The sequence below is a fragment of the Streptomyces sp. NPDC002206 genome, from assembly GCF_053593595.1.
In genome coordinates, this window is the sequence record NZ_JBSFCW010000001.1 from 451,701 (window position 1) to 465,938 (window position 14,238).

The window sequence follows — 14,238 nt, forward strand, 5'->3', positions numbered from 1 at the left end:
CTCATGCGCGAACTCGGCACCGTCCCACGCCCGACCGCCACCGACCGCTATGTGCGCTGGGCCGGGCTGCTCGTCGGACTCGTCGCCGCTCGCCTGGTCGGCTCGAACGACGGCCTCGGCGTCGGCATCCTGTACGCCATCCCGGTGTTCGGGCTCTGCGCGGTCGCCGGCGTCCTGGTGGGCGACGCGCTGACACCGCCGCCGCGGGGAACCGTCCGCACGGCCGGTCTCGCGCCGCGCCGCATTCGCGACTACGTGCCACCGCGCATGACCCTGCTGCTCCTCGCCGAGGCCGCCGTCCTCGTCGTCCTGCTGGCGGTGGCCGCCGTGGTCGCCTCGCCCGACGACATGGGCCGCGCCGGGCGCTCCCTGACCGTGACCTGCCCGGACGGAAGCACGGCGAGCACGAGCCCCTGGCCGGGCCTCTTCTACGGCCTGCCCATCCTCGCCGCCCTCGCCGTCTCCACCACCGCGTGCGTCTGGTCCCTGACCCGGATCGCCCGCCGCCCCGGCGACGAGCAGACCCGCCGCGACCGGTCGCTGGCGATCGTCGCCGCATGGGGGCTGCTGGTCTCCGCACCCCTTCTCGGCGCCGCCTCGACGGCGTCGGGCGCGCTGATGGACATCGGCTGCGACGGCACGGTGGGGCGCCTCGCGAACTGGGCACTGTGGCCCACGGCCCTGGTCGCCCTCGTCACCGTGCCGTGGTGTCTGTTCACGGTGATCGCGCCCAAGGCCGGGGTGCGCCGGTGAACGGTCCCGCCGTCCACGTCGACACCGCGAGCCCCGTCCCGCCCTACGAACAGATCCGCGCCCAGCTGGCCGCACTCATCACCACGGGCCGCATGCCGGAGGGGGAACGCCTGCCGACGGTGCGCCAGCTGGCGGCCGACCTGGGCCTGGCGGCGGGCACGGTGGCGAGGGCCTACCGCGAACTGGAGGCGGCGTCCCTGATCCGCACCCGCCGTGGGGCAGGGACACGGGTGGCCCCGCTTCCGGCACCGACCCGGACACCAGACCCGGCCAAACTGGCGGAACTGGCCCTCCGCTTCGTGACCGAGGCCCGGGGCCTGGGCGCGGACGGGGAGACGGTGCAGCGGGCGGTACGGGACGCGCTGGACGAGTAGCGGCTGTAGGGGGCGGGCCCTGCAACCGCCGGCGCGGAGGGACGACGGTGCCGCCGCGGCCCTCGTCCCGCTTACGACGTTGTGCGCGATAGTCGCGGAGTCGGCCTGGGAAGATGACAACAGCCGTGCGAGTTGGGGCTGTTGTGAGAAAACTCCTCACCCGCACGGCCTTGTCGCATCGGATCTGCACCGGCATCTCCCGCAAGCACCTGGGCAAGCTGATCGCCGAGCTGACCGCTCCGTGGACGGCAGCCGAGGAGGGCCGGTTGCACAACCGGCGAGGTCACAGCCGGCTCCGCGCCGCGGGAGCGGGCCCGGACCACCAGCTGGTGTTCACCGATCGAGTGATCGCGACACTGGTCATCCTGCGTTTCCAACTACCCCACGCGGCCCTGGCCGTCTTCTACGGTGTGGACCGCTCCACGATCACCCGCGCGGTCCACGAGGTGCGCCCGCTGCTGGCCGCCCGCGGCTTCGCCGTCCCCGGCGAGCCCCACGTGCGCCTGCACACCCTGGCCGACGTCTTCGCCTACGCCCACGCCAAGGGAGTCGAACTGCGGCTGGACGGCACCGAGGTGAAGGTGCGCCGCCCCAAGGCCAACAAGCCGGGACGGCGCGCCTTCGTCTCGGGGAAACTGCGGCAGAACACCAAGAAGGCCACCGTGATCAGCGACGAGGCGGGCCGGACCCTGTGGACCGGCGCGATCCGTCCCGGCCGGATGCACGACCAGAGGGCCGTGAGAACGGAAGGGATCGCGCGACCGGGGGCCGGTGCCAGTGGTCGCCACCGGCCCACCGCCTCTACGCGATCCAGTCGAAGACGAACCGGTCCGGGTCCCACCGCTTCCGAGGATTCGCCGGACGTACCTCGATCGACCGCACGCACGCCGTGATGATGGCCCGGCGCTGGAAGTTGTGCTCACGGCGTCCGCTGATCAGGGCCGAGGCCGGTAAGCGGCGCAGCCCGCCGGGCTTCCAGGGCTTGCCCGCAGGGCTGACGATTCCCCTCGCCTGCTAGTCGCGGCAGATGCTTGCCAGGCTCTCGTTCGCGAGCACGCGCCGAACTCCCTCCCGGATCACCTGGGCCTCGCTCTGCGGGCTCGGGTCCGCAGTTCCGGCCGCGGCGGCCGGGCGACGTCGGCGAAAACGGGCCGGTACGCTCGCAGCGACTTGGACGCCGAGGGGGCACCGATGCGCGAGTACCGCACGAACGACAGGGAGATCCCTGTTCTGACCGGGCGCCCCTGGTGGGCGGCCAACGAAGTCCTGGCGTTCGTGCTGGAGTTGGCGGCGCTGGCCTGTCTGTCCTGGTGGGGCTTCCACGCCGGTGGCGGCCACCCGGCCCGGCAACTGCTGCTGGCCTTCGCGATCCCCGCGCTCGCCATCGCCCTGTGGGCGCTCTTCGCCGCGCCACGCGCCCGGATCCGGCTGCCGCTTGCGGGCGTGCTCGCGGTCAAGGCCGTGGTGCTGGGCGGCGGCGCCTTCGGGCTGTATCGGGTCGGCCACCCGGCGGCCGCGGTGGCGCTCGCCGTCGTGATGGTCGCGAACACCGGCCTGGCGGAGACCTTTCGGCACAAGCCTGCGCCCGGGAAGCACCACCCTCGGCCTCGGGCGGACGAAGCGGCAGAACGCGACGGATGAGCGGTTGGGTGTCGCGTTCGCGCGCGGAGCCGAGCTGCGGACCGTACCGGCTCCGGGCCGGCCGTCGTCAGCCGATGACCGGCGGGGCCGCCGCCCGCATCGCGGCCGCGGTCGCCGACGCGTCGTACTCCGGTCCGACGCCCTCGACGAGCACCACGTCGCCCGCCATGTTCCGCGTCCGCAGCGGCAGCAGCTCCTGGTAGGCGGCCGACTCGTACCAGCCGCGGGCGGCCGCCAGGTCGGGGAAGCCGATCACGACGAGCGCACCCGGCCAGTCGCCCTCGACGACCTCGACCTGGGTGCCATGGACGAGGAACCGGCCGCCGAACGGGTCCATGGTCGACTGGATGCGTTCGATGTACGTGAGAACCTCCTCGCCGGGGTAGGCGGCGGGGTGCAGGTGGCCTATGGCGTATGCGGTCATGGTGTCGCCCTCCGGATCTGCGTGCTGCGGTGGTTCCGTCAGCCGGTGTGCACCATGCTGCCCGCGGGCGTACGGACCGTCGATTACCTCCGAGGTAGGGGGCTCAGTCGTTGATGCCCAGGTCCTCCCGCATCAGCTTCCGCATGGTGTCGAGGTGCGGGTTCGCCGCCTTGAGTTTCTCCAGGGCCCTTTCGACGCTCTCGCCGTCGCGGGCCAGGCCGCGGTCCAGGCGTTTGATGGCCGCGTCACCGTTCGCGAGGACCCGGTTGAGGTCGCGGGACGCCTGCAGGATCCGCTCGGGGACGATCATCTGCGCCTCGGCGTAGCGGTCGCGGTGGTCGAGGCGGGCCTCTTCGAGCTGGGCGCGTTCCTGCTCCGTGTAGACGCCGTCCCTGATCCGGTGGAGGGCGTCCTTGAGGAGTGTGTGGAACTGCCGGGAGGCCCGGTTCATGGCCGTGTACTGGGCGCGTCGCTCCTCGAACCTCCGCCGCGTGTCGGCCAGTTCGGCTTCCTCGGCGCGCTGCCGCGCGGTCAGCCGCTGGGCGAGCATCGGGGCGAACAGGGTGCCCAGCACGCCGACGACTGCGGTGATCATGGCGGTGATGGCAGCGGTCATGGGTGTGAGATTAGTGCGATGAACGAACGGGGACGCGGAGCGGCCGGCAACGGAGTCGGCTCCGTCGCCGCCGCCCCGCGAAGGGGAGACCGGTGGGTCCGTACGTCAGGCCGCCGCGTTCTCCGTGACCGTGACGCGACCCTTGCGGATGGTCGCCAGCCGCGGCGCCCTGCGGGCGATCGCGCTGTCGTGGGTGACCATGATGAAGGTCAGCCCGTGCTCCTTCCACATCGTCTCCAGCACCTCCATGACCTCGTCGCGCATGGACTCGTCGAGGTTGCCGGTCGGCTCGTCGGCGAGCAGCACCTTGGGCCGCTTGACCAGGGCCCGTGCGATCGCCACGCGCTGCTGCTGGCCACCGGACATCTCGCCGGGGAGGTGTCCGAGCCGCTCACCGAGTCCGACGGATTCCAGTGCCTCCGCGGCCTGCCTGCGCCGCTCCGACGCCTTGCCGCCGAGCGGGACGAGCGCCGTTTCGACGTTCTCCTGCGCAGTCAGCGTCGGAATGAGGTTGAAGCTCTGGAAGACGAAGCCGATGTTCTGCGCGCGCACCTTGGTGAGCTTGGCCTCGCTGAGCTTCGCGAGGTCCACACCGTCGAGTTCGATGCTGCCGCTCGTGGGCCGGTCGAGGCCGCCGAGCATCTGCAGCAGTGTGGACTTGCCGCCGCCGGTGGGGCCCTGGATGACGAGCCGGCCGCCGTCCTCGATGGTCAGATCGACACCGGCGAGCGCATTGACGGTGGACTTGCCGCGGGTATAGCGCTTGGTGACGTCTCTGAGGGTGTACATGGGTCAACTCCTGCTGGAACAGAGGGGTGGGACGCCCGGGCGGGCTATTCGACGCGGCGCAGCGCATCCGCGGGACGCAGCCGGGAGGCCCGCCAGCCGCCGAAGGCACCCGCGATCAGCCCGCCCGCCACGGCCAGCGCGACGGCGATCAGGATGATGGAGAGGGAGACCGGTGCGGTCAGCGCGATGTCGAGGGACTTGGCCGCCGCCTGCCGGCCGGGTCCTGCCATGCCGGGGCCGCCGAGCATGCCGCCGCCGCCCGAGCCTCCGAGCTGTGCGGTGAGCGTGGGGCTGATCGCGGTCACGACGTACGCACCGGCGAGACCGACCGCGATGCCGAGGACACCGCCCATCAGACCGTTGACGAGGGCCTCGCCGACGACCTGGCGGGTGACCCGGCCGCTCTTCCAGCCGAGCGCCTTCAGTGTGCCGAACTCCCGCACCCGGCGGCTGACCGCGGAGGAGGTGAGCAGCCCGGCCACCAGGAAGGCGGCGATGAGGACGGCGATCGACAGCCACTTGCCGACGCTGGAGGCCAGGTCGGACGCGGTGGACAGGGAGCCGGAGACCGTGTCGGCGAGGTCCGCGGAGGTGGTGACCGTCGTGCCCGAGATGTTCTTCTGGATGGCGGACTTGACGTGGTCGATCTGCTGCGAGTCCGCGGCCTTGACGTAGACCGTGGTGACCTTGTTCTTGGCGTCGGCGAGGGTCTGCGCCTGCTTCAGCGGGATGTAGAGGTTGGCCGCCGCGTCGCCGCTGTCCGCCGTCGAGACGCCGACGATCTTGTACTTGGTCCCGGAGACGGTCACGGTCTTGCCGACCGCGAGCTTCTTCTCCTTGGCGTACGAGGCGTCGACGACCGCGACCTTCGCGTCGGTCTCGGTGGCCTTGAACGTACGGCCCTTGGTGATCTTCGACGAGGTCAGCGGGCCGAGGTCCTGCTTGGTGACGTCGGTGCCGTACACGGTGTACGAGTTGACGTCGAACGAGGCCCCACCGCCCTGGACTTGGCCCTGCGGCTGCCCGCTGCCGCCCTGGCCGCCGCCGGGACCACCCTGGTTGCCCGTGCTGCCGCTCTCGTCCTGCTTGAACTCGCCGCGCTTGAACTGCCCGTCCACCTTCATGACGGTCAGGCTCAGCCCGCCGACGGCGTCCGCGACGCCGTTCTGCTTGCCGACCTTGTCGACGGTGGTGGAGGCCAGGGTCTGGAAGCCCTGGACCATGACGCGGTCGGTGCTCTGGGTCGAGTCGTCGTCGCTGTCCTTGGCGTCGAACTCGAACCTCGGGCGCTGGCTGCTGGAGCCCTGGGCGGCGGCGGCCTTGGTCACCGTCATGTCCGTGCCGAGGCCGTACAGCGATTCCAGGACCTTGTCCTGGGCCTTGCTCATGCCGGAGGAGACCGAACTGACGATGATGACCAGCGCAATACCGAGAGCGAGCCCCGAGGCGACGACCAGCGCCGCCTTTCTGCGGCGGCGCAGCTCGCGCCGGAGGTAGGTGAAGAACATGGCGCGAGGCTATGAAGCGGTCGTGATGGCGAGTTAAGGCCCGCATGAGATCCCGATGAGAACGGCTACGAACGCCACAGGGCGGTGGCACCGGGGGATCCGGGTGCCGCCGCCCTGTGTACGTACGGGACTTCGGGGTGATGAAGTTGCTGCGTGAACCTCCCGCGGGGTCAGCCCGCGGAGCCCGCCTGCCATTCGGCCCAGTTCATGTTCCAGCCGTTGAGGCCGTTGTCGGGCGTGATGGTCTTGTCGGGGGAGTTCTTGACGATGACCACGTCGCCGACCATGGAGTTGTTGTAGAACCAGGCGGCGGGCTGGTTGGCGTCGCCCGCACCCTTCACATCGGCGAGGCCGACGCAGCCGTGGCTGGTGTTGGCGCTGCCGAAGACCGACGGCGCACCCCAGTAGTTGCCGTGGATGAAGGTGCCCGACTGGGACAGCCGCATGGCGTGCGGCACATCCTTGATGTCGTACTCACCCTTGCCGTCGTCGTCGGTGAAGCCGACCGTCGCACCGTTCATCCGGGTCTCCTTGAACTTCTCGGAGATGACCATCTGACCGTTGTACGTCGGGTTGTCGGGCGAACCGGCAGAGATCGGGATCGTCTTGATCGTCTTGCCGTCCTGGGTGACGGTCATGGTGTGCGTCGACGCGTCGACCGTCGAGACCTGGTTGCGGCCGACCTTGAAGGTGACCGTCTTCTGCTGCACACCGAAGACGCCGTTCGCGCCCTCGACGCCGTCGAGCGCCAGCTTCAGGGTGACGGTGGAGCCGCCCGTCCAGTACTGCTCGGGGCGCAGGTCGAGACGCTGCGAGTTGAACCAGTGACCGACGACCTGCTGGCCGCTGCTGGACGTCACGGTGATTCCGGCCTGGACGGCCTTCCGGTCCGTGATCGGCTTGTTGAAGTTGATCGAGACCGGCATGCCGACGCCGACCGTGGAGCCGTCCTCGGGGGTGAAGTTCCCGATGAAGCTGTTGGCGGGCGACACGGTGGTGAACGACGCGTTCTCGTGCGCCTCGCGGCCCTTGGTGTCTTCGGCCGTCGCGTTGATCTTGTACGTGGTCGAGCGCTCGAGCTGCGCGTTCGGCTGCCAGCTGGTGCCGTCGGCGGCCAGGGTGCCGGGGACGCTCGCGCCGGCCGACGTGGTCATGGCGACCTGGGTCAGCTTGCCCTTGGTGACGGTGACCTTCGCGGCGTTGTTGATGCTGGCGTTGGTCGCGCCGTTCTTCGGCGAGATCGCTATCTGCGCCTGGGACGCGTCCTCGGCCGCTGCCTTGTCGACTGCCGCCGCCTGAGACTTCTTCGAGCTCTCGTGGCTGCCCGAGCTCGTGCCTTCGCTGCAGGCAGTGAGCACGAGCACGCCGCCGAGCAGGGCGGACGCGGCCATCAGGCCCTTGCGCCGCTTGCTGTCCGTCATCACACGCTTCTCCATCGTTGCCGAATCCCCCATAACCCCGAGCGGAACCGTCGCGAGACGGATCCCCATCAATGTTTCAAGAACACCTGGCGAGGGCCCTCCGTTCCACATCCGCCTCAGATGTGGGGAACACCACTCATCGACGCAGCCGTGACACCTGTGGTTCCCGGGACCGGCGCGCACCGGCCCCGGGCCGCCGGAAGCGGGCCGGGGCCGGTGCCCTCCTCACCCGCTACGGCGCAACGTCGTCGTCCCCCTCGTCGCCCTCACCCTCGTCGTCGAGGTCCCAGTCGCCCGGGTCCGCGGGGTCGTAGTCGACGATCTCGCTGCTCCAGGAGGCCTGGGCCAGCTCGACCCCCGGCACCTCGCCGACGAGATCGAACGGGTCCACGAGGGAGGCGAGGGCCTCCGCCCCGTCTTCCCGTACCGCGGACTCGGCCAGCATGCGTTCCTCGGCGGACTCGCCGTCCGGCTCGCCGTACTCGGCTGCGATGCTCTCCAGTGCGGTGCCGCTGAGGGCCTCCGCGTCGGTGATCTCCAGCACCATGTCCACGCGAAGGCGAACAAACCGTGATGTCTCAGAAGTGCTCATACGCCGGAGCGTAGAGCTACCGGCAGCCACGACTTTCCTGCGACCCGCTGCTTTCATTAGCATCGGCGCACACGGCTAACTCATGGCTGTCACAAGGGGGATCGAATCCGTGGCCATAGCTCGTCGCCCACTCCTGACCGCCATCGCCGCGGGCACACTACTGTGCGCCCTGTGGTTCGTCCCCTCGGCGAATGCGACGGGCGACGCGGCCGGCGACGCGCCGAGCAGATCTGCCGGCGCGAGCACCGAGGACGAGGCGGCCGGGCCGGCCCTGGCCGAAACCGGCACCGGGGTCGACACCACTGCGTATCTGATCGGTGGCACCGCGTTCCTGGGAATCGGCGCGGGCTTCGTCACGTACTCCACACGCCGCACCACCGCGTTGTCCTCGATCGCCGGACGGGCTTGAAATTCCGGCCCGTCCGGCGATGGGGGACGAATTGCGCAGCAGGCCGCGCCACCCCTCCTAGGCCAGCGCCCCGGTCACCGGCTCCACGGCCGCGACCAGCTTCCCGCCCCGCACGAACGCCTCCGCCGCAGCCAGATCGGGCGACAGGAAGCGGTCCGGTCCCGGTCCCTCGACACCCGCCGCCCGCAGCGCCTCGATGGCGGCCAGGGACGCGGGTGCCGGGGTGAGCCCCTCGGCGGCGCGCAGTTCGATGGCGCGGGTCGCCGCGTACAGCTCGACGGCGACGATCCGGCCGAGGTTCTCGACGGCGGTACGGAGCTTGCGCGCCGCCGACCAGCCCATGGAGACGTGGTCCTCCTGCATCGCGGAGGACGGGATCGAGTCCGCCGACGCCGGGACCGCGAGCCGCTTCATCTCGCTGACCAGGGCGGCCTGCGTGTACTGGGCGATCATCAGACCCGAGTCGACGCCGGCGTCGTCGGCGAGGAACGCCGGCAGACCGTGCGAACGGTTCTTGTCCAGCAGCCGGTCCGTGCGGCGCTCGGTGATCGAGCCGAGGTCGGCGGCGACGATCGCCAGGAAGTCGAGCACGTACGCCACCGGAGCGCCATGGAAGTTGCCGTTGGACTCGACCCGGCCGTCCGGGAGGACGACGGGGTTGTCGACGGCGGAGGCCAGCTCACGGTCGGCGACGATCCCGGCATACGCGAGGGTGTCGCGCCCGGCGCCGTTGACCTGGGGCGCGCAGCGCACGGAGTAGGCGTCCTGGACGCGCGGCGCGTCGTCCTGGTGGTGGCCGGTGAGGCCGGAACCGGCAAGCACCCGCAGCATGTTGTCGGCGCTTGCGCCCTGGCCCGGGTGCGGCCGTATGGCGTGCAGCTCCGGGGCGAGGACCTTGTCCGTACCGAGCAGCGCCTCCAGGCTGAGCGCGGCGGTGATGTCGGCCGAGGTGTAGAGGCTGCGCAGGTCGGCGAGGGCCATCACGAGCATGCCGAGCATGCCGTCCGTGCCGTTGAGGAGGGCGAGGCCCTCCTTCTCGCGCAGTTCGACGGGGGTGATTCCGTGCGCGGCGAGCAGTTCGCCGGCCGGGCGCACGATGCCGTCGGGTCCCTCCGCGTCACCCTCGCCCATCAGCGTCAGGGCGCAGTGCGAGAGCGGCGCCAGGTCGCCGGAGCAGCCGAGCGAGCCGTACTCGTGCACGACGGGGGTGATGCCTGCGTTCAGTACGTCGGCCATGGTCTGCGCGACCTCGGGGCGTACGCCGGTGCGGCCCGAGCAGACCGTCTTCAGGCGCAGGAACATCAGCGCCCGTACGACCTCGCGCTCGACGCGAGGGCCCATGCCGGCCGCGTGCGAGCGGACAATGTTGCGCTGGAGCTGGGCCCGCAGCTCGGGGCTGATGTGGCGGGTGGCGAGTGCGCCGAAGCCGGTGGAGACGCCGTAGACCGGTTCGGGCTTGGCGGCCAGCGCTTCCACGATCTCGCGGGCGGCGGCCAGCGCGCTCACGGCGGCTGCGGAGAGCTCGACGCGGGCGCCCGCGCGGGCCACGGCGATGACGTCCTCTGCGGTGGTACCGGACGTCCCCACCACGACTGTGTGCATATCCATATTCAGAAGCGTACGGACTGAATCCCTTCATGTCACTAGTGGTCGTGCGGTTGACCCCTTACCGACCCGTTCACGGATTCCGCCGGACAGCCCTCAGGGCCGGCTCCCGCGCAGCCGGCGGCGGTCGTGGGCGGACTTCGGCGGCGAGTCGGCCAGCCGGATGACCTCGCCGTCGCGCCCCGCCACCACCGGTTTCGCGGAGCGGGCCGCCTTCGCCCGGTACTGGGCCGCGTCCGCCAGCCGGAACAGCCGCCGGGCCGAGGTCACCGGCCCGATCGGGTCACCGGTCGACGCAATCCCGCAGGCGACCCCGTCGCCCTGCTCCAACTCGGCTGCCCGGTCGCAGAGTTCGGTGGCCACCTCGACCACCTCGTCCGCGCCGGGGCCTACCGTCAGCAGGCAGAACTCATCGCCGCCCAGCCGGGCGGCGAGGGCGCCGGGCAGCATCGCACCGCACCGGGACAGCACCGAGCCGAAACGTTCCAGCAGCCGGTCGCCGACCGCGTGGCCCAGGGAGTCGTTGACCCCCTTCAGACCGTTCAGATCGCAGACGACCAGACTGACCACCGTGCCGTCGGCACGGTGCAGCTCCACCGCCTCGTCGAGCCGCGCGTCGACGGCCCGGCGGTTGGCGAGCCCGGTCAGCGGGTCGGTGAAGGCGAGCTTGCGGACCTCTTCGAGGCGCTCCGTCTGGGAGATACCGGCGGCGACGACGGCGGCCAGCACGGTCGCGAAGTCCGCGTCCTCCCGCCCGAACACCGGCTCCCCCACCGGACGCGCCACATAGAGCTCGCCCCAGGCCCGCCCGTGCAGGACGATCGGCGCCACCACACAGCAGCCGCGGCGTCGCCGTCGCAGGGCCGCCACGCGCTGATGGCGGTAGACGCGCCCGTACCCGTGCGCACCCGCCACCGCCGAATCGGCTTCGCCGTCCCCGGCGTCCCCGACCGGCCCGTACGCGGTCTCCACCCAGGCGTCCGGCTCGCCGCCCCCCGCCCACCGTTCATGCAGGAACTCGGTGATCTCCGGGAACTGATGCACCGGATACGTCTCGTCGTCGGGGAACTCCTCCTCCCCCTCGGCCCGTTCACCCGCGTTCACCAGCACCCGCAGCCGCCCGGGCCCCCGCTCCCACACGGAGAGCGCGGCGAAGGTGCCGCCCAACGCCTGGCACGCCCCCAGCGCGGCCGCCCGCCAGGACTCCGGCGGGGTGTGCGCCGCCGCCATTGCCTGCGCAAGCGAAACCACGGCCCGCAGCCGCGCATCATCACCACCCATCGCTACATCTTATGTAGATTTGCGAAGTCTTGATCAGTTTGAGGCAATGAATAGTCCGCGCTGCGCGTCGGGCGGTGACGCGCCGTTACTCTCCGGGCCAGTTCGGCTTCCGCTTCTCGTTGAACGCGGCCACGCCCTCCGCCCGGTCCCCGGAGAAGGCCACCGACCGCCAGGCCGCGTCCTCCACCTCCAGACCGGCCCGCAGATCGAGCCCGTGCCCGAGCCGCAGGGCACGCTTGGCGGCGCGCAGGCCCACCGGCGAGTTGGCGGCGATCCGCCCGGCGAGCGCCAGCGCCTGCGCCCGGTCCTGCCCCGCCTCCACCAGCTCGTCGACCAGACCCAACTCCCGCGCCTCGGCCGCCTCCACCCGCCGGGCGGTGAAGACCAGCTCGGCAGCGCGTGCCGCACCGATCCGGCGCGGCAGCAACTGCGTACCGCCGCCGCCCGGGATGACACCGACCGAGACCTCGGGCAGACCCACCACGGCCGTACGGTCGGCGACGATCAGATCGCAGGACAGCGCCAGCTCGAAGCCGCCGCCGAGCGCGAACCCGTGCACGGCGGCGACCGTCGGCATCGGCAGGTCGAGCACGCCGGTGTAGGCGGCGCGGGCGGTGGGCCGCTGGCGGACCAGTTCGGCGTCGGTGAACGAGTTCCGCTCCTTGAGGTCCGCACCCACGCAGAAGGCGCGCTCGTGGCTGGAGGTGAGGACGGTGACCCGTACGTCCCGGTCGGCGGCGAGCGCGGCGCAGGCGGCTCCGATCGAGCGGGCCATGTCCGTGGACACGGCGTTCATGGCCTTGGGCCGGTCCAGGACCAGTTCGGCAACGTGCTCCTGGCCCTCATGGACCCGTACGACGACGAACTCCCCGAACCGCTGCTCGGACGTGACGGTCATGGCTGCACCCCTCCGGTTAACGAGCGTTACCGGAGGATCCTAGGCCGCGCCCCGGACAGGGACAGGCGTCAGGAGGTACCTCGTCGCGCCAGCAGCCACGGTTCCACCACGCCGAGTCCGCGCACCGGCCGCTGCCACATCGGCTGCAGCCCGTACCGGTACTTCGGCACGGCCAGCGGCTCCACACCCTCCGCGCGCTCCTTCTCGGCCGCCGCGGCCTCCTCCGCCGCCTGCGCCTCGGAGGCCGGGGCGTCGCCCGTACGCGTCAGCTCCTCGGCGAGAGCGCCGTCCACCAGTACGGCGTCCTTCGGCGCTATCGACGTGAGCCGGCTGGCGAGGTTCACCGTCGTACCGAAGACATCGCCCATCCGGGTCGTGACGGTGCCGAACGCGATACCGACCCGCAACGCCGGCATCGTCTCGTCCTGGGTCATCGCCTCTATCAGGCGCAGCGCGATCTCGGCCGCCGTGCCCGCGTCGTCGGCGGCGAAGAGAACCTCGTCGCCAAGGGTCTTGATGAGCCGGCCGCCGTGTGCGGCGACCAGGTCGGCGGAGGTCGTCTCGAACGCCTCGACGAGCTCGCCGAGCTCCTCCTCCTCCAGCCGGCGGGTGAGCCGGGTGAAACCGACCAGGTCCGCGAAGCCGACGGCGAGCCTGCGGTCGACCATCTCGTCGTCGTCCGCGGCCTGCACCACGCGGCCGGTCGCGGCGGCGAGCTGGCGCCGCCAGACGTAGATGAGGAACTCCTCCAGCTCGGGCAGGAGCAGCTCGACCAGCGGGTACGTGACCTCGGTGCGGGTCATGCCGGGCTCGGGCGGCTCGGTCAGACCCTCCAGGAAGGAATCGATCTGCCACTCCGCCAGCCGGGCGGTGGTCTGCCCGGTGGACCGGGCGACCTGCACCGCCATCGGCTCGCTGAGCAGCCCGGCCTCGACGAGGCCCGCGAGCCGCCGCAGCGCCAGCACGTCCGCCTCGGTGAGCGCCTTGGCCTGCCCGATGTCGGCGAACCCCATGGCGCGCCAGAACCGGGACGCCAGGTCCATCGAGACTCCGGCGGTACGGGCCGCCTGGAACGGGGTATAGCGACGCTCGGCGCCCAGGATCAGCTGCTCCAGCCGGATCGCGAGGGGATCGTCGGTCGGTTCGGCCGTGTGGTCGACTTCGTGATGCGGTGTCGCGTGGACCGAGGGTTCCGGCGGGGGCTCCGCGCCCGTGCCGGAGGTCGTGTCGTCGACGGTCACCAGCCGCCTCCTGCCCGTTCCCTGCGCACTGCCCTGCCGATCTGTCGGTGGATCGCCTCAACGATACGGCAGATGTGCGCTACCTCACGTCCTTAGGGCACCCCGGTACGGGGTTGGCCGGGGGCGGGGGCCGTGGGGGGTGCTCTTCGGTGGGTGGTTTCCACGGGGTGGGGGCCGAGAGCACCCGGGGAACGGCCGGGGCGTGGGCCCGGTATGTGGGGCGTACGGCCTGTGGGGGCTTCCGCGGGGGCGGGGATCTTGAGCACCTGGGGAAGCGCGGCGTGGGCCCGGTGCGCGGGGCGTACGGCCTGTGGGGGGCTTCCGCGGGGGGCGGGGATCCGAGCACCCGAGGAAGCGGGGCGCGGGCCCGGTACGCGGGGCGTACGGCCTGTGGGGGGCTTCCGCGGGGGGCGGGGATCCGAGCACCCGGGGAAGCGGGGCGCGGGCCCAGTACGTGGAGCGCAGGGTCCATGGGGGCTTCCGCGCGGTGGCGGCCTGAGCCACCCGGAGAAGCCGGGTCGCGGGCCGGTACGCGGGGCGCAGAGCCTTGCGGAGGGCTTCCGCGGGGGCAGGGGACCTGAGCACCCGGGGAACGGCCCGCGGACCCGGCATGCGGGGCACAGGGCCCGTGGGGGCTTCCACGGGGCAGGGACCTGAAGCACCCAGGGAAGCCGGGGCGCGGGCCC

Annotated in this window: 14 protein-coding genes and 1 pseudogene; 5 read left to right on the forward strand and 10 right to left on the reverse strand. The window is 71.5% G+C overall.

Going from position 1 to position 14,238, the window contains the following annotated elements:
• Window positions 1-3: 3 nt before the first annotated feature.
• From ACWCP8_RS02080 to ACWCP8_RS02095, 4 genes and pseudogenes are all read left to right on the forward strand, one after another.
• Complete coding sequence (locus tag ACWCP8_RS02080; RefSeq protein ID WP_352270753.1) at window positions 4-753, forward strand: hypothetical protein; 750 nt, start codon at window positions 4-6, stop codon at window positions 751-753.
• The gene (locus tag ACWCP8_RS02085; protein ID WP_360477223.1) at window positions 750-1,127 is read left to right on the forward strand and encodes a GntR family transcriptional regulator; all 378 of its coding nucleotides are present in this window, start codon (window positions 750-752) and stop codon (window positions 1,125-1,127) included. Before ACWCP8_RS02080 ends, ACWCP8_RS02085 begins: the two co-directional genes overlap by 4 nt.
• A gap of 113 nt (window positions 1,128-1,240) precedes the next feature.
• Window positions 1,241-1,885, forward strand: a pseudogene (locus tag ACWCP8_RS02090) (transposase family protein); the annotation flags it as partial.
• Window positions 1,886-2,318: 433 nt separating this feature from the next.
• A complete protein-coding gene (locus ACWCP8_RS02095; RefSeq protein ID WP_451113931.1) occupies window positions 2,319-2,768 on the forward strand; it encodes a YrdB family protein in 450 nt (149 codons plus the stop codon).
• A 67-nt stretch (window positions 2,769-2,835) separates the two neighbouring features.
• On the opposite strand, the gene ACWCP8_RS02100 is transcribed toward ACWCP8_RS02095, so the two are convergent.
• The 6 genes from ACWCP8_RS02100 to ACWCP8_RS02125 form a co-directional block, all read right to left on the reverse strand.
• Window positions 2,836-3,192, reverse strand: coding sequence for a DUF1330 domain-containing protein (locus tag ACWCP8_RS02100; protein WP_451113932.1), 357 nt, complete (start codon window positions 3,190-3,192; stop codon window positions 2,836-2,838).
• A gap of 103 nt (window positions 3,193-3,295) precedes the next feature.
• Window positions 3,296-3,808: a hypothetical protein gene (locus ACWCP8_RS02105; protein WP_352270761.1), complete on the reverse strand. Its 513-nt coding sequence runs from the start codon at window positions 3,806-3,808 to the stop codon at window positions 3,296-3,298.
• 105 nt (window positions 3,809-3,913) lie between these two features.
• The gene (locus ACWCP8_RS02110; RefSeq protein WP_352270763.1) at window positions 3,914-4,597 is read right to left on the reverse strand and encodes an ABC transporter ATP-binding protein; all 684 of its coding nucleotides are present in this window, start codon (window positions 4,595-4,597) and stop codon (window positions 3,914-3,916) included.
• A gap of 44 nt (window positions 4,598-4,641) precedes the next feature.
• A complete protein-coding gene (locus ACWCP8_RS02115; protein WP_451113933.1) occupies window positions 4,642-6,105 on the reverse strand; it encodes an ABC transporter permease in 1,464 nt (487 codons plus the stop codon).
• Between the two features lie 170 nt (window positions 6,106-6,275).
• Window positions 6,276-7,541, reverse strand: a complete 1,266-nt coding sequence (locus ACWCP8_RS02120; protein ID WP_451113934.1) for a L,D-transpeptidase — start codon at window positions 7,539-7,541, stop codon at window positions 6,276-6,278.
• Between the two features lie 217 nt (window positions 7,542-7,758).
• Window positions 7,759-8,118: a hypothetical protein gene (locus ACWCP8_RS02125; RefSeq protein WP_352270768.1), complete on the reverse strand. Its 360-nt coding sequence runs from the start codon at window positions 8,116-8,118 to the stop codon at window positions 7,759-7,761.
• A 109-nt stretch (window positions 8,119-8,227) separates the two neighbouring features.
• Between ACWCP8_RS02125 and ACWCP8_RS02130 the strand changes: the two genes are divergently transcribed.
• Window positions 8,228-8,527: a hypothetical protein gene (locus tag ACWCP8_RS02130; protein WP_451114128.1), complete on the forward strand. Its 300-nt coding sequence runs from the start codon at window positions 8,228-8,230 to the stop codon at window positions 8,525-8,527.
• Between the two features lie 57 nt (window positions 8,528-8,584).
• Here the strand turns inward: ACWCP8_RS02130 and hutH are convergent, their stop codons facing one another.
• From hutH to ACWCP8_RS02150, 4 genes are all read right to left on the reverse strand, one after another.
• Window positions 8,585-10,135: a histidine ammonia-lyase gene (gene hutH, locus ACWCP8_RS02135; RefSeq protein WP_352270769.1), complete on the reverse strand. Its 1,551-nt coding sequence runs from the start codon at window positions 10,133-10,135 to the stop codon at window positions 8,585-8,587.
• Between the two features lie 93 nt (window positions 10,136-10,228).
• A complete protein-coding gene (locus ACWCP8_RS02140; protein WP_352270770.1) occupies window positions 10,229-11,413 on the reverse strand; it encodes a GGDEF domain-containing protein in 1,185 nt (394 codons plus the stop codon).
• An 85-nt stretch (window positions 11,414-11,498) separates the two neighbouring features.
• Window positions 11,499-12,311 (reverse strand): enoyl-CoA hydratase/isomerase family protein, encoded by an 813-nt coding sequence (locus tag ACWCP8_RS02145; protein ID WP_352270772.1) that lies wholly within the window; start codon window positions 12,309-12,311, stop codon window positions 11,499-11,501.
• Between the two features lie 68 nt (window positions 12,312-12,379).
• The gene (locus tag ACWCP8_RS02150) at window positions 12,380-13,552 is read right to left on the reverse strand and encodes an adenylate/guanylate cyclase domain-containing protein (protein WP_352270773.1); all 1,173 of its coding nucleotides are present in this window, start codon (window positions 13,550-13,552) and stop codon (window positions 12,380-12,382) included.
• Window positions 13,553-14,238 lie beyond the last annotated feature (686 nt).

Coding starts and splice junctions, on each gene's coding strand:
- ACWCP8_RS02120 (WP_451113934.1), bottom strand. CDS start 7,541: ATGGAGAAGCGTGTGATGACGGACAGCAAGCGGCGCAAGGGCCTGATG.
- ACWCP8_RS02100 (WP_451113932.1), bottom strand. CDS start 3,192: ATGACCGCATACGCCATAGGCCACCTGCACCCCGCCGCCTACCCCGGC.
- ACWCP8_RS02140 (WP_352270770.1), bottom strand. CDS start 11,413: ATGGGTGGTGATGATGCGCGGCTGCGGGCCGTGGTTTCGCTTGCGCAG.
- hutH (WP_352270769.1), bottom strand. CDS start 10,135: ATGGATATGCACACAGTCGTGGTGGGGACGTCCGGTACCACCGCAGAG.
- ACWCP8_RS02115 (WP_451113933.1), bottom strand. CDS start 6,105: ATGTTCTTCACCTACCTCCGGCGCGAGCTGCGCCGCCGCAGAAAGGCG.
- ACWCP8_RS02110 (WP_352270763.1), bottom strand. CDS start 4,597: ATGTACACCCTCAGAGACGTCACCAAGCGCTATACCCGCGGCAAGTCC.
- ACWCP8_RS02105 (WP_352270761.1), bottom strand. CDS start 3,808: ATGACCGCTGCCATCACCGCCATGATCACCGCAGTCGTCGGCGTGCTG.
- ACWCP8_RS02080 (WP_352270753.1), top strand. CDS start 4: ATGCGCGAACTCGGCACCGTCCCACGCCCGACCGCCACCGACCGCTAT.
- ACWCP8_RS02125 (WP_352270768.1), bottom strand. CDS start 8,118: ATGAGCACTTCTGAGACATCACGGTTTGTTCGCCTTCGCGTGGACATG.
- ACWCP8_RS02095 (WP_451113931.1), top strand. CDS start 2,319: ATGCGCGAGTACCGCACGAACGACAGGGAGATCCCTGTTCTGACCGGG.
- ACWCP8_RS02145 (WP_352270772.1), bottom strand. CDS start 12,311: ATGACCGTCACGTCCGAGCAGCGGTTCGGGGAGTTCGTCGTCGTACGG.